Origin of the sequence: Sivoneniella epilithica UHCC 1019 (assembly GCF_040830845.1) — a bacterium.
Taxonomy (GTDB): Bacteria; Cyanobacteriota; Cyanobacteriia; order Leptolyngbyales; family Leptolyngbyaceae; genus ULC077BIN1.
In genome coordinates this window covers 77,327-95,109 of record NZ_JBFPDP010000005.1, presented here as the reverse complement: position 1 = coordinate 95,109, position 17,783 = coordinate 77,327, and the positions used below count along the sequence as shown (strand labels likewise).

At 47.7% G+C, this 17,783-nt stretch carries 16 protein-coding genes; 5 read left to right on the top strand and 11 right to left on the bottom strand.

The features are described from left to right. The first annotated feature begins 13 nt into the window (after window positions 1–13). Window positions 14–874: a peptidoglycan-binding protein gene (locus tag AB3R30_RS05025; RefSeq protein WP_458648049.1), complete on the top strand. Its 861-nt coding sequence runs from the start codon at window positions 14–16 to the stop codon at window positions 872–874. A 75-nt stretch (window positions 875–949) separates the two neighbouring features. On the opposite strand, the gene AB3R30_RS05020 is transcribed toward AB3R30_RS05025, so the two are convergent. Both AB3R30_RS05020 and AB3R30_RS05015 read right to left on the bottom strand, forming a co-directional pair. Next, window positions 950–1,777, bottom strand: a complete 828-nt coding sequence (locus AB3R30_RS05020) for a S1C family serine protease (protein ID WP_458648048.1) — start codon at window positions 1,775–1,777, stop codon at window positions 950–952. Between the two features lie 92 nt (window positions 1,778–1,869). After that, window positions 1,870–2,631 carry a DUF1997 domain-containing protein gene (locus AB3R30_RS05015; protein WP_458648047.1) on the bottom strand — a complete coding sequence of 254 codons (762 nt, stop codon included), beginning with the start codon at window positions 2,629–2,631 and terminating at the stop codon, window positions 1,870–1,872. Between the two features lie 261 nt (window positions 2,632–2,892). Between AB3R30_RS05015 and AB3R30_RS05010 the strand changes: the two genes are divergently transcribed. Next, on the top strand, window positions 2,893–3,552 hold the full coding sequence (locus AB3R30_RS05010) for an SDR family oxidoreductase (protein WP_458648046.1): 660 nt from the start codon (window positions 2,893–2,895) through the stop codon (window positions 3,550–3,552). Between the two features lie 24 nt (window positions 3,553–3,576). On the opposite strand, the gene AB3R30_RS05005 is transcribed toward AB3R30_RS05010, so the two are convergent. After that, complete coding sequence (locus AB3R30_RS05005; RefSeq protein ID WP_458648045.1) at window positions 3,577–3,936, bottom strand: metal-sensing transcriptional repressor; 360 nt, start codon at window positions 3,934–3,936, stop codon at window positions 3,577–3,579. 242 nt (window positions 3,937–4,178) lie between these two features. On the opposite strand from AB3R30_RS05005, the gene AB3R30_RS05000 reads away from it, so the two are divergent. After that, window positions 4,179–5,405 carry an HhoA/HhoB/HtrA family serine endopeptidase gene (locus AB3R30_RS05000; protein WP_458648044.1) on the top strand — a complete coding sequence of 409 codons (1,227 nt, stop codon included), beginning with the start codon at window positions 4,179–4,181 and terminating at the stop codon, window positions 5,403–5,405. Between the two features lie 146 nt (window positions 5,406–5,551). Here AB3R30_RS05000 and AB3R30_RS04995 read toward each other — a convergent pair whose 3' ends face one another. Further along, a complete protein-coding gene (locus tag AB3R30_RS04995; RefSeq protein ID WP_458648043.1) occupies window positions 5,552–7,048 on the bottom strand; it encodes a FecR family protein in 1,497 nt (498 codons plus the stop codon). Window positions 7,049–7,456: 408 nt separating this feature from the next. On the opposite strand from AB3R30_RS04995, the gene AB3R30_RS04990 reads away from it, so the two are divergent. Beyond that, window positions 7,457–8,821 carry a hypothetical protein gene (locus tag AB3R30_RS04990; protein WP_458648042.1) on the top strand — a complete coding sequence of 455 codons (1,365 nt, stop codon included), beginning with the start codon at window positions 7,457–7,459 and terminating at the stop codon, window positions 8,819–8,821. On the opposite strand, the gene lpxB is transcribed toward AB3R30_RS04990, so the two are convergent. The 6 genes from lpxB to purC all read right to left on the bottom strand — a co-directional run bounded on the left by lpxB (window position 8,818) and on the right by purC (window position 15,792). After that, window positions 8,818–10,065 (bottom strand): lipid-A-disaccharide synthase, encoded by a 1,248-nt coding sequence (gene lpxB / locus AB3R30_RS04985; RefSeq protein ID WP_458648041.1) that lies wholly within the window; start codon window positions 10,063–10,065, stop codon window positions 8,818–8,820. The genes AB3R30_RS04990 and lpxB overlap by 4 nt on opposite strands. A 63-nt stretch (window positions 10,066–10,128) precedes the next feature. Beyond that, window positions 10,129–10,953 (bottom strand): acyl-ACP--UDP-N-acetylglucosamine O-acyltransferase, encoded by an 825-nt coding sequence (gene lpxA / locus AB3R30_RS04980; RefSeq protein ID WP_458648040.1) that lies wholly within the window; start codon window positions 10,951–10,953, stop codon window positions 10,129–10,131. 67 nt (window positions 10,954–11,020) lie between these two features. Further along, complete coding sequence (gene fabZ, locus AB3R30_RS04975; protein ID WP_458648039.1) at window positions 11,021–11,557, bottom strand: 3-hydroxyacyl-ACP dehydratase FabZ; 537 nt, start codon at window positions 11,555–11,557, stop codon at window positions 11,021–11,023. A gap of 68 nt (window positions 11,558–11,625) precedes the next feature. Continuing rightward, window positions 11,626–12,546: a UDP-3-O-acyl-N-acetylglucosamine deacetylase gene (gene lpxC, locus AB3R30_RS04970; protein ID WP_458648038.1), complete on the bottom strand. Its 921-nt coding sequence runs from the start codon at window positions 12,544–12,546 to the stop codon at window positions 11,626–11,628. Further along, window positions 12,546–14,900 (bottom strand): BamA/TamA family outer membrane protein, encoded by a 2,355-nt coding sequence (locus AB3R30_RS04965; RefSeq protein ID WP_458648037.1) that lies wholly within the window; start codon window positions 14,898–14,900, stop codon window positions 12,546–12,548. The genes lpxC and AB3R30_RS04965 overlap by 1 nt, the downstream gene beginning before the upstream one ends. Before the next feature lie 166 nt (window positions 14,901–15,066). After that, window positions 15,067–15,792, bottom strand: a complete 726-nt coding sequence (gene purC, locus AB3R30_RS04960; protein WP_458648036.1) for a phosphoribosylaminoimidazolesuccinocarboxamide synthase — start codon at window positions 15,790–15,792, stop codon at window positions 15,067–15,069. A 146-nt stretch (window positions 15,793–15,938) separates the two neighbouring features. On the opposite strand from purC, the gene AB3R30_RS04955 reads away from it, so the two are divergent. Further along, entirely contained in the window at window positions 15,939–16,835 is an 897-nt protein-coding gene (locus AB3R30_RS04955) for a 4-hydroxybenzoate solanesyltransferase (protein ID WP_458648035.1), read from the top strand. Between the two features lie 87 nt (window positions 16,836–16,922). Here the strand turns inward: AB3R30_RS04955 and AB3R30_RS04950 are convergent, their stop codons facing one another. Beyond that, window positions 16,923–17,708, bottom strand: a complete 786-nt coding sequence (locus tag AB3R30_RS04950) for an RNA polymerase sigma factor SigF (protein ID WP_458648034.1) — start codon at window positions 17,706–17,708, stop codon at window positions 16,923–16,925. Between the last annotated feature and the right edge of the window lie 75 nt (window positions 17,709–17,783).

Genomic DNA, 17,783 nt, shown 5'->3' with positions numbered 1-17,783 from the left:
GATCGAGGAGCTTATGGAATTACTAGCTTTTGTTCATACGGCTGTCCATTATGAAGATCCCACCCCTGATCCAGAGGTGACATTGTTAAATCAAGCACATCTCAAGGCTTCGGGTTCTACCCTGATGACGTTAGCAGGTGCGGCTGTAGTAGCGGCATCTATTAGCAGTGGAAATGCAATGGCTGCAACCGAGTCCTATGGTGCGGGGGCATCCGGCGATGAAGTGACTCACATTCAAAAAGCCCTAGGCATTGAAGCCGATGGCTCATACGGTGCAAAAACCGAAGCATCGGTCATGGATTTTCAAGTGCGTCAAGGCTTGAAGCAAGTGGATGGAATCGTGGGCAAAGAAACCGCAACAGCTTTGGGCTTAAACGAAAAGTATAAGCCTGTAGATTGGGGCGTTGTTAACACCAACAGCGGTATTGGCTTAAATATTCGCAGTGGTCCAGGGCTTGACTACCGCCGGATTGGAGGTCTGGAAGAAGGCGAAATTATCGATACCTATGGTGAAGTTGTTTCCTATGATCACCATGGATATAGTTGGCAACGCAGATCTAACGGCGGATGGGTCGCTACAGAGTATGTGGACAATTATTATGAACCCACCAGCTACGAAGAAGTGAGTTATCACGGAGGTCATCATTACGATGACTACTACTACAGCCCGTCTTCTTATAGCGGTGGTCATGTCAGAACCAACACTGGAATTGGCTTAAATATTCGCTCCGGTCCAGGGTTAGGTTACAGCATTAGAGATGGTGCTTATGAGGGTGAGCATCTTTCTACAGTCGATGGACCCGTTTACCGAGATGGATACGCTTGGGAAGAACTTCCCGATGGTAGCTGGGTTGCTTCGGACTATTTAGAGTAGTTCCTAGTTCTACATAGGGCTGCAAAGTAAGGCTAATTTGACTAACAGGGATGCAGAAGTTCACGTCTGCATCCTTTAATTTTTAGGCTCACCAAATAAGTAGCTTAAGCGATTTTGCTGAAGAAATTCTTTAACTACGTTGATGCTGGTGGCAAAACTGTTGCGATCGCCCCCATTACTCTCAGGCTGTTTGGCAACTCCTTTATTCACGCCAATCATCTCTCCTTGAGCATTGAGCAACGGTCCACCAGAACTACCCGGTTTTAGCAAAACATTGGACTCCAAATCTCCATTGGAGCGAATTTTGAGCAACTGCCCTTCAGTCAAAACTCCTGCCTGACCTAAAGGACTGCCGATCGCGCAAACAGCCTGACCCACCTCAGCACTCCTTTTAGAAGTCAGCCGCACAATGGGTAAAAGTGCCTGAGTTTCAAGTTGAACCAACGCTAAATCATTGCGGCGATCGGTGGCAAGCACCCGCCCATCATAGCGATCGCCCTCTAAGGTTTCGACATAGAGCGATCGCTGTCTGAGGCGACTGACTACATGATCATTGGTTAACACCAACCCACTAGGACTAATAATGCTACCAGAACCAACCTCTCGCCCCGCATAAACGGTGACCACTGCCTCCCCTGCTGACTTGCACCCGGTAGTAACCGAGGACTCAGCAGAGAAAGGAGCTTGCGCCATATCGGGTTCAGCCTGAACTGGATTATGCCCATTCGCATCAGGTGAAACCGGAAAAATAGCAGAGGGTAAAGAACGGTAGGGCTGAGTTGATCCCGACTCAGTACGCAGCATTATGCCAAAATCAGACGCGCCCTGAGTTGGCAAAAAGACTGTAAAAATACGGGCTACTGAAATAAGAACCGCTGCCCAAAGTAAACCTTTCAACCCCATTCAGTCTGAAACCCGCAAAGAACAGTGCCATTGTATTAAAACAGCAGCTTTAATCTAACAATTTTTCAGCGATCGCCAGTGGATCTATTCTTTTACAGATCTTTTACAGAGTGGCTATCCAAATCCATCTCCGACTTGTGAAAAAACCAGCGATTGGAGCGCTTTGGAATCGTCAGTCCGTAGGTCTGGTGAAAATCTTCTAAGACTTTGCGAGTCAGCCGAGTAGAAACCTGGCGGACAATTTGGCACAGCAGGCGATCGCCCGTGCTTTGAATCAGCGCCTTTGGCAACGCATAAATAAACCGAGGAAACTGAATTGTCACTGTCAAATCTAGCTGCCATTGCACACAGGTAATCACCGATTCAACTCCGCGATCGCTGCGAACTTCTTCATCCTCAGATGGCACTTCCACTAGTTCCATCGCTGCCCGAAAATCAACATCGTATCCCGCTGCACTGTATCCCGGCACTGGCACAGTCACAATCCGATAAACGCCTTCCTGTTGTGGCAACAAATCTAGCCCGATTTTTGGTTCTACCTCATAGCCAAACGAGCCAAAGCGACCAATCAATAAGGCGTAACTATTGGTGCCAATTGGCTCAACTTTCATGGGATGGGCACATCGACGAAACCATTCATGATGCTGATCTAAATAGTGGGAAACCGTGGGCACATGGGCGCACATTTCCATGCGATCTTTAAACTGACTATTAAAACGAATTGGCTCATTCACAAGCTGAGCAGCATCCTTTGTAACTGAAACTGAATAGTCCGCATTCGATAAGACCGACGCAGCGTTGATTACGCCATTAGGCACTTCAGCAGGTTGTTTGGTAAAACGATATGACTGCATTCGCTTCGGATTCCCAAGTACTGACAACTTTATTTAAGAGTTCCCTCATAAGCGGGATTTCTATCGAATCAATGAACCACTATCTTAAGCATAGCTAGCAGAAATTGGTGAGGCGATTTAGATATTTTTTCAATCGTCGGCGCATTCTTTTTGGGTCAATTGACTATAGCGATGATTAACAACGATATCAGCCCCTTATAAAGTAGCGCCGATCATTGCTGCAATAATCAGTAACATATCATTCTAGTTGAGGGTTTATTTATGAAAGCGTTTGTGGCTGGAGCAACAGGTGAAACTGGTCGCAGAATTGTATTAGAGCTTGTTCAGCGGCAAATTCCAGTCCGAGCGTTAGTTCGGGAATTAGAATCCGCCCGCTCAATTTTGCCTGCTGAAGTAGAACTAGTCGTGGGAGATGTGCTAAAGCCAGAAACACTCAGCAACGCGATCGCCGATTGTACGGTGGTGCTATCCGCAACAGGCGCTCGTCCTGGTTTTGATCCAACAGGTCCCTATCGCGTCGATTTTGAAGGCACCAAAAATCTGGTTAATGTGGCAAAAGGGAAGGGAATTGAGCAATTTGTCATGGTTTCCTCTCTTTGTACCTCTCAGTTTTTTCATCCCTTAAACTTATTTTTTCTCATCTTAGTTTGGAAAAAACAGGCAGAAGAGTACCTACAAGCTAGTGGAATCCCTTACACAATCGTGCGACCGGGTGGCTTGAAAAATGAAGATAACGCGGATGGCATAGTCATGTCTGGCGCAGATACTTTATCGGAAGGCAGCATCCCTCGAACCAAAGTTGCTCAGGTCTGTGTGGAAGCACTGTTTTTGCCTTCATCTCGCAATAAAATCGTTGAAATTGTGGCAAAATCGGAGGCTTTATCACAACCTTATGAACAATTATTTGCTGGGGTTAGTTGAGCAAATTTTTCTGTAAGAGTTTGATTACAGCAAGAAGCGATCGAGGGCTGCCTTTAATTCCTGAATTTCTGTTTCAATACTGCCGTCACGAGCGGCACGGGCAATACATTCGGTCAAATGATCATCCAAAATAATCCGGGCTACCCGGTCTAAGGCTCCGCGAACTGCTGCCACTTGAACTAGCACATCGGGACAGGGGCGATTTTCTTGCACCATTGCTTTGATGCCGCGAATATGCCCCTCAATACGAGACAACCGATTGACTACTTTCCTTAGTGATTCCTCAGTATGAACATGGGGATGGCTTTTAGATAAATGGGTTTGAGAATGACCACTCTCTTCAATTTCTACATCATGTGTGTGAGGAGGCTTAGAAGTGGTCATGCAGATTGCTGGAAATGAACGTATCTGTCGATTTTAGCTTAGGTGTTCCTGGAAATCGCATAGGAAGCCTCTACTATCAAATGCACAGACAAACGCATAGACAATTTTTCTAGGACGGTAACCCCTACTCAGCCGTATCTCCTCTAGATGGATAGAACCATTCTAAGCCTGTCAAAATGGTGAAAAGGTTTGGCAGCGTTCGCTTTCGCTTAATAGTGGGCTGCCAATTCCTAATTTGAGCAATGTCGAAGGTATGTGATATGCATGTTGTCAACCTTTTTGAGTTTCTGCGCCGTTTTGCTTATCCTACGATCGCCTTTGGAATGTCAGTGCTTCTGATCTTTCAAACCTTGCCTAGTGCGGCTGCGGCGAGTTTAGAACCTGCCCCCCTCAAGGCGGAGGATGTGGTGAGTGCGGCTGTGTTACCTAAAGTGGAATTGAGTAAGGGAAGTTTTGTTGCCGCCGCCGTAAAAGCAGTCGGTGCTTCTGTGGTGCGAATTGACACAGAACGCACGGTGACCCGGCAACGCTCTAGTGATCCGCTGATGGATGATCCCCTATTTCGCCAATTTTTTGGAGGCGACTACTATTCACAAATTCCCCGCGAAGAGCGAATGAGAGGGCAAGGATCGGGGTTCATTGTGGATCAAACTGGGGTAATTTTGACCAATGCTCATGTTGTGGACAAAGCCGATCGCGTCACCGTGACTCTGAAGGATGGGCGAGTTTTTGATGGCACTGTGAAAGGGGTTGATGAGGTGACTGATTTAGCCGTCGTTAAAATTGATGGTAAGGCGTTGCCAATTGCGACTTTGGGCAATTCGGATAGTATTCAGGTGGGAGATTGGGCGATCGCGGTTGGCAATCCTTTAGGGTTAGATAACACGGTCACTTTAGGAATTGTTAGCACCCTAAAGCGTTCTAGCGCCCAAGTGGGCATTCCCGATAAACGCTTAGATTTTATTCAAACAGATGCCGCCATTAATCCAGGAAACTCTGGGGGTCCGTTACTGAATGACCAAGGCGAGGTTATTGGGATTAATACAGCAATTCGGGCGGATGCTATGGGCATTGGCTTTGCAATTCCAATTAATAAAGCGAAGGAAATTGAAACCCGTTTGGCAAAAGGAGAGCGAATTACACATCCTTACTTGGGCGTACAGATGACGACCCTTACACCAGAACTGGCGAAGCAGAATAATACTGATCCTAACTCAGCCTTTTTAGTGCCCGAAATTAAGGGAGTCGTCGTTGTGCGGGTGTTGCCAAACACTCCAGCCGAAAAAGCGGGATTACGCCGGGGCGATGTGGTCACCAATATTGATGGACAAGCGATCGCAACGGCTGAACAGCTACAGCAACTAGTGGAAAGTAGCCAAGTTGGGCAAACACTGAAACTACAAGTGCAACGCGGCAATCTCAGCAAGCAGCTACTTGTAAAAACGGCTGAACTGGATAATGCCGCTTAGTATCGATGAGTGAATAGGTGGGGGAGTTATCCAGCATATCCATCTACTCACCTATTTTTCCTTATCTCGTTTCGTTAACTTGCATCTCAGCTTATAGGTGCACACTTTTAGCGAAAAGAAATGGCGAAAAGAAAAGTAGACAATAGCTAGGGAACCAGAGGAGCAGGGGGATCAGTTATGGCACCCAAACCAGGCTGCACGGATGGTAAGTCCAAATTAGGCGTAACCTGGGGCGCTGTAACAACATTTGCCGCTGGAACTGCTGGAACTGCTGGAACTGCTGGAACTCCTGCCCCTCCTGGAACTGCCGGAACTGCTGGAATTGCCGGAACTGCTGGAATTGCCGGAACTGCCGGAGGCGTGATAGTAGGAGTAATAACGACTGGTGTTGGAAGAGGTGTTACGACAGGTGGCGCAATTACTAAAGCGGGTGGCGTTACGGGCGGAATTGCGGCAGGTACGGGTGCCGGGGGGGCAGGTGCAAATGCGGGTGGCGTGATTAGTGCCGGGGGGGCAGGTGTAAATGCGGGCGGCGTAGTTGGGTTTCCTATAGCCACAGGCGGGGTTACAGGAGCAGGAAGATTGTTGGGGGGAATAATTGGCGGAGTGGCAACTTGGGGCGGGGGTGTTGCAGGAGCAGGAAGGGGACGAGGCGGGACAATCGCAGGGGGGCTAACCTGAGCAGGGATTCCTGGATTTGTAGGCTGCACAGGTAGAGACGGTAGGATGGTGGGCTGCGGTTGCAGTGCCCCAGTAGGGACTTGGAATGGTTGATCCGGGTCACTATACTGCTTTAAGGTAGCGAGTACAGAAGACCATTCATAGGCGTTTTTATTGGGATCAAAGGCTGGGACAGGAGAGATTTGGGAAGTTACAGAAGTTGCGATCGGCAAAAGACTACCAGAACGATTTTCTGCCGACAGTGCCCAAGGTGGAGTATTTGACACGCTTTCCGGCTTATTGTTTGCAAATATCTGAGCTTTTCGAGGGGCTGCCATTTCCTGCCCAACCGCCTCTAAGCCCTGCATATCAATGTCTTTGACTAATGGGCTAGTGTCGTAAAACGCCTTTAAATCAAAATCGTAGATACCTATTTGATTTTTATGCACCGTCCCTAGTTGTCCAGCTTTCAAAACATAGGTTTGAGAGCCATCTGCATTAGAAATTTCGATCGCACTATCCGTTAAAGCTCCAACGATAGTTACGCCCGTATCTTCAAGGTAGCGAACAAATAAAGCAGAACCGCGAATTCCCGCCACTGCGTTAGGGGTGTTCACCTGAGTTCGTCCTCGACCCGGTGGAATCAAAAGCAGCACGGTTCCTTTTTCCAAACGCAGGTTGCGCGTGTTTGGAATGAAGCGGAAAATAGCTCTCTCCCCAATTCTGGCAAGGGAGTTATCGTTAAAGCGAAGCTCTGCCATTGCCTGACGATAAGTCTGTAGCGAATCGCCTGGAGTCATGTTGTCTGCTTTTTTAGCAGGGCGCGACTTGGGTTGCTCTTTCAAGAAAAGCTCAACCTGATTCCGTAAATCCCGAACTGTTGCACGAGTTAAAAGAGTCTGAGCATTGGCTGTCAAAGGGAATGACGCAATGCCAGAACTGCAAAGAGCGACTGCAAAAGTGGTGAGAAGTTGCTTATGCATAAAACTCCAAGCGTTTAGGCTGATCCATACAAACTTTAGCCTAATTATAGAATTAGGCAATATTCATAAAGGTACACCTATGATAGCTACGTAAATTTTCTGAGAATTCTCAGGGATAGAAACTTGATGAAATCTTCATATAAAAAAGAAAGAGTTCTTAATAAAAATTTGTGGAAATCAATCAAATGCCTATGAATACTACTTTTGAGTGATGCGATCGCACCGAGTTTTCTGGACTAATATCGCTATGTGCTTACAAATAGAGAAGACATCCACAGGTTGGCAACGGGTTGGCATTAATCCTTTGCTTAAACAAATGATTGCCTAGTGGGTAGTCTCAGTAGTTTCGCGGGTTCCAAATTGTCACTTTGTCTCAGTGCGAAGCCTTTCATCTCACAGATTTCGCTGTTGCGCCTTAAACAAGGGCAGCAAGCCCTGCTCTGGTTAATTAGCTTGTTAGGATTAGGAGCCTATCCTGCTGACTGTGCCCCACCTAGAAACTCCCTGCCGAGTGATGCGGCTGAAATTCAACCTACATTAAATTTTCTACCTTTTGTGCAGCCCAATTTACAAGAGGCTAAGCCATCCCTCTCTTCAAGTTCCTTTAAGGTTCTTGCCGAATTGCATCCGATGAAAAAAGACCTGGAAAGCGCTATTCCCTCAATGAACCCTACTACAAAAGCTGCTTTTGGGTTAACCAGGTCTTCTTATAGTGCAGCCAGTCTAAAACTATCTTCCAAATTGCCTTCAGTCGTTTTTACTGCAAGTAAGCTCAACGCTTTAGAACCTACTGACGTTGAAGTCCTCCTACTTGAAGGGGCAGACGATCTCGCGCCTGAATCTTTACAAAAAAACACAGTAACTCAACCCATTTTGGCGATCGATCCCGATTTAGGAAATCTGCAGCTGCAAGAATCATCGGATCGTCCTATTGTTCCCGGCAATCCATCCGATCCCAATAGTCCATTTGTCCCCCCGATTCCCGTTGGTTGCGATCCAGAATTAGGGTGTTTGCGGTTACAAAGTCCCAAAACCACTGCCGCACCCGCGCCAGTCATGTATCTGCTGCCACGGCTAGACATTTTTAGGAGCAGCAATATTTTGGCTGGATTAGACCCTGTTGAAGACAGTTTAATCAGACCCGCCGTCTCTTTACTGGTTTTGCCTGCTTTAGGATCTAGCACTTACCTTAATGTTTCAGCAGAAGGGGCGCTCAATCAGTATTTCAATTTAACCCAATTTAATTACAGTGAACTAAAGTTGAAAGCTGGCATTTTTCAGCGCTTATCACCTTCCATGTCAGCAGAAATTGGCTGGACGAATCAACAATTTTTCATTTCAAATGATCAAATTTTTGGATTGTCAGCCGGGACTCGGTTCTTGAATGATCATTCAATTCGGTTTGAGCTAAGCCGTCAAGATCGACTTACTAAAAACCTATCGCTTAATTCGTTTTATCAGTTTCGCCTTAGTTTTGCTGAACCGAGCGATCGCTCTCGGATCATCAATGTGGTGTCACTTTCCTTGAACTACACTCTAAATCCGCGCCTTCAACTTGGGTTAGATTATCAATTTGCATCCGCTAACTTTACGACGCAGCCCCGAACCGATTTATACCATCAAGTGCTAGGGAGGGTGAGCTATAGCGCTTTCCGAACTGCACAAATTAGTCTATATGGCGGCATTAGTACAGGAAGTTCAACCGAATCTACAATCAATTTCAATAGTTTTTTGCTCGGAATTAGCGTGAGTTTTAACCTAGTTCTTTTCTAATTTGACTCAGATTGGGGTAATAACTCTAAAATTTCTTGAGCCGCGCGATCGCAGGCTCCAGGTTTACCCAATGCTTCAGCCATTGCTTGATAGTTTTCTAGCATGGTTTGCCGACGCTGAGCGTTTAAAAGCAGGTCGAGCGATTCTTGAATCAGGTTTTCTGCGGTTGCGTCCTCTTGCAAAAACTCTGGCACAATTTGCCTCATTAACACGAGGTTTGGAGGGGATACGAAAGGCACTGCAAACTTTAGCACTCGGTTTAAGATCCAAGCGGTGACTGAGTTCACTTTATACAAAACTACCTGCGGCACATTTAATAAGGCAATTTCTAGATTGACGGTGCCTGATTTTGTGATGGCTAAATCCGCTGCGGCGATCGCGCGAAGGGTGGTAGACGCATCGCTGCGAGGATCAGGATGTTGGGTCTGGTGCGACGAATCCTCCAGCACGGTTGCCCGGAGTCCGTAGGTTTGAATTGCTTGCTCGATCGCAGGACGATATTTTTCTAGGGCTAAGGGAATCCAAAAATGAATCTTGGGTAGCTTGGTTTGAAGGGCTTGAGCCGCTTGGCAAATGACGGGCAATAGATAGTGAATTTCTTGTTGACGAGAAGCGGGTAACAGCACTACTGCGATTTGGTCAGGGGGAATCCCTAATGCTGACCGCGCAGTTTCACGATCGGGTGCTGTTTGCAGGCGATCGATTAAGGGATGTCCTACCCACCTGACCTGCGCTCCTTTTTTTTCAAAATAGCGCGCTTCCTCTGGAAAAATTGCTAGCACCCGCTGGGTTGCCCGAACAATCAAATCGGATCGAAAAAATTTGACTCCCCAAAACCAGTCATCTCCCCACACCCATTCTTGAGGCGCAATATAGTACACCACGGGCACTTGCGGAGAGTGGGTTGATAAATAGTCGCAGAACGCAAGATTGGGTCCCATGTAGTCGATTAAAACCACTAGATCCGGGGGATGCCGTTTGAAATAGTGTTTGACTTGACGCTGCACTTTTAGCACTGGCAAGATAAACCGCAGGGATTCGATAATACCAATTGAGCCGATCGCGCTGGTATGTCCCAGAAGTTTTGCTCCGGCAGTTGCCATGCGATCTCCGCCCAACGCCAAAATTTCTAGCTGCACTCCGCTTGCTTGAGCGTGTCGCTGCAATGCTTCGATTAAAAGTGCCCCCTGCATGTCACCAGAAACTTCACCCGTGCTGATAAAAATGCGTGCAGTGTTGCTCATTAGATAGGGAGAAACCAGTAGGGGCAGGGGCGATCGCCAGATTGAGTGGGCATTACTTCGCTTTTATTCCTCAATTTCATCCGATTTTGCGCCCGGAGTAGAGCCGCGTCGTCCTTCTTGTTTAGAGAGTTTCAGAAACCGATGCAGATGGTGAAGTGGGTCATTATCGGGTAAAGTTTCTAATTTTGCGATCGCATCGCTGAGGGGTAAATCAGAGCGATAGAGTATCCGAAAGGCTTGCTTTAAAGATTGGAAAACTTTTCCGTCTTCCACATCCATCAGCCCTGCGCGTTTGAGACCGACCAAATTGAGCGATCGCACCCGTGCAGCATTCCCTTCCACCAACATATAAGGCGGAACATCGCGGGTGATGCGACTCATCCCGCCAATCATTGCCAATCGCCCAATCCGAACGCCTTGATGAACTCCGGTCATGCCCCCAATCCGAGCCTGCGATTCAATATGAACATCGCCGCCTAAAGAGACCGCATTGGTGATAATCACCTCGTTTTCAATCACGCAATTATGGGCAATGTGAGTATATGCCATCAGCAAATTGCCGTTCCCAATCAGCGTGATCTCATCGGCATAGGTAGCGCAGTTAATCGTGACATATTCTCGAATGCGGTTGTCGTTGCCAATTTTAACTAAGCTTTCTGTGCCATCGTATTTTTTATCTTGAGATGCCAGACCGATCGCGGCTCCTGGGAAAATTTGATTTCGTTCTCCAATTTCTGTCCATCCATCCAACACCACATGCGAACCGATCACAGTATCGGCTCCCACTTTCACCTTGGCACCAATTACAGCGTAAGGTTCCACCGTCACAGTTGGGTGTAGCTCGGCTCCGGGGTGAATAACTGCGGTTGGATGAATCAGAGTTGCCATAGAAGTGATAAATGGTAAATGATGAGCTTCTGGATGATGAGTTGCAAAACCCGAAGCTCAAGTCGCTTTAGTCTACCAGCGAAAACATGAATTCACCTTCGGCGGCGAGTTGCCCATCGACTTCAGCCCGACCTCGCATTTTGCCAAACCGACGGCGTTTGACGCTTAATAGTTCCACTGTCATGATCAATTGATCGCCTGGAACCACAGGACGGCGAAACCGAACGCCATCAATGCCTGCGAACATAAACAACCCCCCCTGGAGGTCAGCCATTTGAGTGAGCACGATCCCGCCAACCTGCGCCATTGCTTCCACAATTAGGACACCCGGCATAATTGGACGATCCGGAAAATGCCCTTGGAAATGGGGTTCATTAAAGGTGACGTTTTTAATGCCAACCGCGTACTTTCCGGGGAGATAGTCAATAATGCGATCGACTAAAGCAAATGGATAGCGATGGGGCAAAAGCTTTTGAATGTCTTCAAGCGACAAAATATTGCCAGAGGCTATAGCATTCGTTGAAACGTCTGTTTCAGGCTGGGTAGGAGCCTGCCGATGGGTGGGGGCTGTATCAGCAGTATTGACATCAGTAAGAGTTGACATGGGCGAAGTTTAATAAGCGTGCGATGTAGAGACGTGGAATACGATTGGGTACTTAGTCCCCGACCTTATCATGATTGTGGTGTTACGGGCACCTTGATTCGGAGTGTATTCAGCGATCGCGCCAGTTGGGTATGCAAAGAATGGCTAGCTTTATATGCCATAAAATGAGCCGTTGGCATGTCCAATAAACTTAAATCTCCTATCAAATCTAAAAGTTTGTGACGCGCCGGCTCATTTGGAAATCTTAATGGTGGGTTAAGCCATCCTTCAGCACTACAGACCAAAGCATTTTCTAAACTACCCCCTTTAATCAATCCATTCGCACGCAGATACTCAATTTGGTGCGCTAAGCCAAAGGTGCGGGCTGGGGCAATTTCAGCGGCGAAGGATGAATGAATGGTTAAATAAGCCGCATTGGGTGACCAGCTATGCCACTGATTGCCGATCGCCCCTAGGTCAAAATCAATCCCATAGGTAAACCGCAGTTCGGCAGCAGGAATCGCCGCAACAAAAGCATCTGCTTCCTGAATCCAAACGGGTGACTCCAACGACCAGATGGAGCGCAGTGCGGCTTGGGCAACAACTCCAACTTGGGCGATCGCGGCTGTCCACTCCTGCGCTGAGCCATCAAGCAATGGAGCCTCTGCTCCATCGATTTCAATTCGAGCATTGTCTACTCCCATGCCCACCAAGGCTGCTAGCAAATGTTCCACGGTGCGAACCGTTGCCTTACCAACAGCAAGCTCTGTTGACAGCATTGTTTGACCCACCGCATCGATATGAGCAGGAATTTCAGGAAAATTTGGCAGATCAACGCGGACAAACCTCCGTCCTGAGCCTGGGGGTGCCGGCAATACGCGAACCTGCGTCAGTGAGCCAGTATGTAGCCCAATCCCTGACAAAGTAAGCTCCCCCCCCAAGGTATGCTGAACTGGCTCCGTTAAGAATTTCAACCTCTGATTGTCTTGCCCTCTGACTCCTGCCTCCATTAGAACCGTTCTCCAATACCAAAGTTTATCCGAGTGTCGCCCTGGTCGTTTATACCAAAGTCTACCCGAATTGGACCCAGTGGAGATTGAACCCGAACACCCGCGCCATATCCATACCCACTGCCAGGTTTCCCCCGAACTCCCCCCGGATTGCCTGGAACTAGACCCTGAGAGCCGAACCCGTAGGCTCCATCAACAAAAAGGGCACCCGAAAAGATAGAGACAATGGGAAAGCGATATTCAATCGTTCCCTGAACGAACGATCGCACGGCGGCTAGATCTCCTTCATCGTAGCCTCGAACTGAGTTTGCGCCGCCCAACGGAAACGCTTCATAGGGGGGCAAATCTCCAATGTAGTTGCCGCCTTGGACATTAAAAGCAAACGTTTGTGGACAATCGCTCGGTCTTGGATTCACAACCCGACAGCCTTTGGAAATGCGAAGGAACTGCACTGGAATATAAAAGCTGTAATTTCCGCGAAGACGATTAAACAAAATATTGCCTGACCCCAGCGGAATCGATTGCTCCGTTCCTAGTCTTAAAAATGAGCCGCTAGTCGGTCTAGTCGGATCATTACGGCGATCTTGCACTACTCCAAATTGCAGCGCCAACAAGTCATCCCGTCCAGTGCCGCTAAAGCTCAAATTATTTCCAAGCTCATCCAATGGGCTTAAGTCGCCATCGCGATCGCGAATCGAAACTCGCTGATATTGCAACCCTAACGATGCAGTCCACTCAGCCCGTTTAAACACATTCCGACTCAGAGGGCGCGTAAAGCTAATAAATCCGCCTGAGCGCAAAATCCGGGGAGTTTCACCATTGGGTAAGTTCACCTCCGGATCACCCCCATCAAAGATTAGCGAAATCGTGCGTCGCCGAAACAGATTGATAGTGTAAGAAGTGCGGAATGGATCGCCCCCAATCCAAGGATCGGTAAAACTTAAGTCAAATAGGAGTTCTCGTTGCCCCACTTGAACTTCAGCCGAGAGCTTTTGGTTATTGCCCCCTAAGTTCTGCTGTTGATAGCCCACTGAGCCAAACAAACCGCTGGCAGAGCTAATCCCGGCACTCGCAAAAATTGATCCGGCATTCTTCTCCGCCACATTAGCAACAACAACGACTTTGCGGGGATCGGTTTCGCTTGGCTGGAGCGATAGCCGCACGTCTTCAAAAATTCCTAACCCAAAAGCGCGCTGTAAATCTTGTTCGACAATTGCCCGATTAAAAATGTCTCCAGGCTTTGTTTGAAATTCACGCTTAACGATGAAATCGCGAGTGCGTCCTCGTATCGGATTGCCCTTGGCATCTTTGTCATCCCCGTCTTTATTAATGAAGCGAACTCGAATCTCTTCGACTTCACCTTCAGCCACTTGTAAGGTGACAATGCCTTCAGGGGAAACGGCTGGAGCATCTAAAACCTGTGCCAGAACGTATCCGTTCTTTTGATACCATTCGTTGACCTTTTTGATGCCGTCTTGGAGACGATTCAGGTTCAACACTTGACCGTATTGTTCGCTGAAAGTCTCAGTTAGAATCGCCTCTGGCAGAACCCGATTGCCTTCGACCTTAACGGATTGCAGCACCGGGTTGACCTGAACTTCGAATGTTACCCGCACTCCCAAAGGGGTATCTTCAGGCACCGCTTTTACATTTGAGAAATAGCCAGTCGCAAAAATAGCATTGATGTCTTCTTGAAGCTGCGATCGCGTCGTGGTGCGTCCAGGCTGCGTTTTTATGACTCCATACACCTCGTCTTGCAGAGTTTGGTCGGCTCCCTTAATTAAGACTTCGCCAACCAGAACCCTAGGCTCAGGTTCAGCAGAGCCAGCAGGGGCGGTAGGTGCAGTGGGGTCGGCGGGTGTAATAGGATCAATAGGGATGGCAGGATTAGGATCACCGGGAGTCACTTCTGGATCAGGAGGAGTGATGGGCGCAGTAGGGGCAGTAGGCAGTTGAAAGGTGGGTGCAGTTTGTTGAGGTGCAGTGGGTGAAAGCGGATTAACACGGATTCGATCAGGCGACTCTTGCTCTGCATTTTGGGCAACAAGAGGCGGCGTAGTCAGCAAATCTACCGGGGAGATCTGGGATGAATCGGGAGTAGACGAATCGGGAGTAACAGCGGTTTCGGTTTCGCTATCAATCGGCTGGCTCAAACTGGCATCTAAGTTTTCTGAGGGCGCAGGCGCGATCGCTTCTTTTAGCGTTGCCAATTGCAAAGATGGATCAGTCGCGATCGCTTCTGCCCCAGACTGATCTGGACTCGCTTGAGGAGCAGCTTGCGCTTTGACAGAGTGTGATAGTCCAACGGTTGCAGAAGCCGCCAGGAAAGCTACCAATAAGGGAGATAACCGCATCTTGTTCACGCTATATTGCACAACCACACACCAAATCCTGTTAAAGCAGGCTAGAAAGGACACAGTCAATCACTCAAACAGCGAGGATAGGCTGTAAAAAGTCAGCCGTCAAATTTTACCGCATCAATGCGTACCAATACTTAACATACTCGCTAAGTTTGAATTTCTATATTGAATGTGCCAATACTCGCTGCATGACTAGCTGATAAGCAGACTCAATTTCGCCTAAGTTATTGCGGAATCTATCTTTATCCATGACGCGCCGAGACGGATCGGTTTCTGATTGATTCCATAACCGACACGTATCAGGACTAATTTCGTCTGCAAGGATTACCTGTTGCTGGTGATCTAGCCCAAATTCCAGTTTGAAATCGACTAAAGTGATGCCGCATTCTTGAAAGAAATGAGTCAAAATATCGTTAATTTTAAGCGCCATGGCAGCTAGCTGATCGACTTGTTCAGGGGTAGCAAGTTTCATGAGCAACAGGCGATCGCGCGTGAGCAAGGGATCACCCAACTCATCGTTTTTATAGTAAAACTCGACTAAAGGGGGTGAAATCAAAGTGCCTAACTCTAACCCAGTTTGTTTGCAAAGGCTGCCCGCTGCAACATTGCGAATCACCACTTCTAGAGGAATAATAGTGACTGCTTTCACCTGCATCTCAGCGTCACTCACCTGCTCAATAAAATGAGTTGGGATTCCGGCTGTTTCTAGCTGCCGAAATAAATGGCTAGCAATGGTACAGTTCATAGCTCCTTTACCTGGAATGGTGCCGCGTTTTTGAGCATTAAACGCAGTAGCATCATCCTTAAAAACAGAGAGCAATATATTCTCAGTCTTAGTTGAATAGAGGATTTTTGCTTTACCTTCATAGAGTTTTTGATGGGTCATGCAATGGCTACCTGGATGAACGGAAGAATAGAGTTAGGCTAACAATTTGGAAGCAAGGTTGTTTAGGCGATCGCGTCCTGAGACAATCATCCCTTACAGTAGAAGAGGTTGTCGGTACAATTGTCTCACTCTATTTCTTAATTCTGATGTCTTCGCCTGACTCTGCCCAACCCCTTTGGCTTAGCATTTTACGGTTGCTTCGCTGGGATAAACCCGCTGGACGCTTAATTTTAATGATCCCGGCGCTGTGGGCTGTGTTTTTAGCTGCACGAGGAACGCCACCGCCTTTGTTGGTCGGGGTGATTGTGTTGGGTACGTTGGCAACGAGTGCTGCTGGATGTGTGGTAAATGACCTGTGGGATAGAAATATTGATCCCAAGGTCAAGCGAACCCGCAATCGTCCATTGGCATCTCGTGCGTTGTCGATTTGGGTCGGCGTGGGAGTGGCGATCGCGTCTTTTATCTGTGCCTGGGTTTTATCTCTTTACCTGAACCTGCTTACATTTTGGCTCTGTGTTGCTGCCGTGCCGGTTATTGTGCTGTATCCCTTAGCAAAGCGAGTTTTTCCGATTCCTCAATTGGTGCTGGCGATCGCCTGGGGTTTTGCTGTACTCATTAGCTGGAGCGCGGTGAGTTGCGGATCTACGCCAGCGGCTACTGCCTGCTTAGGCACGCCTACTTGGTTGCTGTGGGGCGCAACGGTGCTGTGGACATTGGGATTTGATACGGTCTATGCTATGTCCGATCTCGAAGACGATCGCCGATTGGGAGTAAACTCCAGTGCCCTATTTTTTGGTAAGTCCGTGTCTCATGCGGTTGGCATATTCTTTGCAGGCACAGTCATTTTGCTGGCGGCGCTTGGTATTAATATGGTGCTAACGGGCTTCTACTGGCTAACATTGGCGATCTCAACAGGGCTATGGATCTGGCAATATTATCGCCTTTGTCAAAAAAACATTCCCCATGCCACTTATGGACAACTCTTTCGCCAAAATGTATGGATCGGTTTTATTTTGCTTGGAGGCATGATTGCTGGCAGCTAAAAATTAATTCCCAAAAAGAAGGCTAACTCAAATTGAATCAGCCAAAAAAATAGATGTAAAGTGAAAAGCTCATTCCCTTTACCTTGTCTAAGGATCGGTTTGCAAAACTTGAGGATGTAAGCACGCCATCATCTGCTGGATACCGCGATGCAGCCGACGAGTCACCGTCATAGGGCTGACACCAATTTTTTCTGCAACTTCTTTTCGAGACAAATCTTTGATAAAAACAAACTCGATCGCCTGACGAGTTTTTTCTTCTAGCTGATTCAATGCCCGTTGAATTTGCTGCCGATCTTCCTCCAAAATTTGCAAGTTTTGGTAGTGAGCATCAGGCAAAGTATCGCCCAAGGTCATTGGCGAATCAATTTGCTGGCTAATGGTGGCATCTAAGCTCAAAGGTAAGCGGTTTCTAGTTGCCAGTCTGCTCTCGCGCCACTCATAGACAGAAACTCCCAGTTCGGTGGCAATCTCATCATCGGTAGGCTGGCGACCATAAGCTTCTGATAGTTCCTCACGAACTTTTTGTCCTGCTTTGTTGAGTTGTTGCCAACGACGGGGAATCTTAACAGTAGAACTGCGATCGCGGAGAAAATGGAGCATCTCACCGCGAATGTAGGGAACCGCAAACGAGCTAAATGCACATCCCTGATTCGGATTAAACCGCTCAATCGCTCGAATTAATCCCAAATAACCGATTTGCTCCAAATCTTCGTAAGGCTCAGCACATTGATGACTGACCCGATGAGCAATCTTTCTCACCAAACCTGCATTCATTTGAACAAGTCGATTCCGGAGCCTAACTGAGGGATTGTGGTGGTACGAAACTAACAATTCCATTCCGTGAGAACGAACGCAGGGTTGAGTAGCTATCATTGCAAATCACCTTTCACATCAGAGTTAAGCTCATTCTCTTTAGACTGGGGGGTATAAACCATCGTCGATTTACGG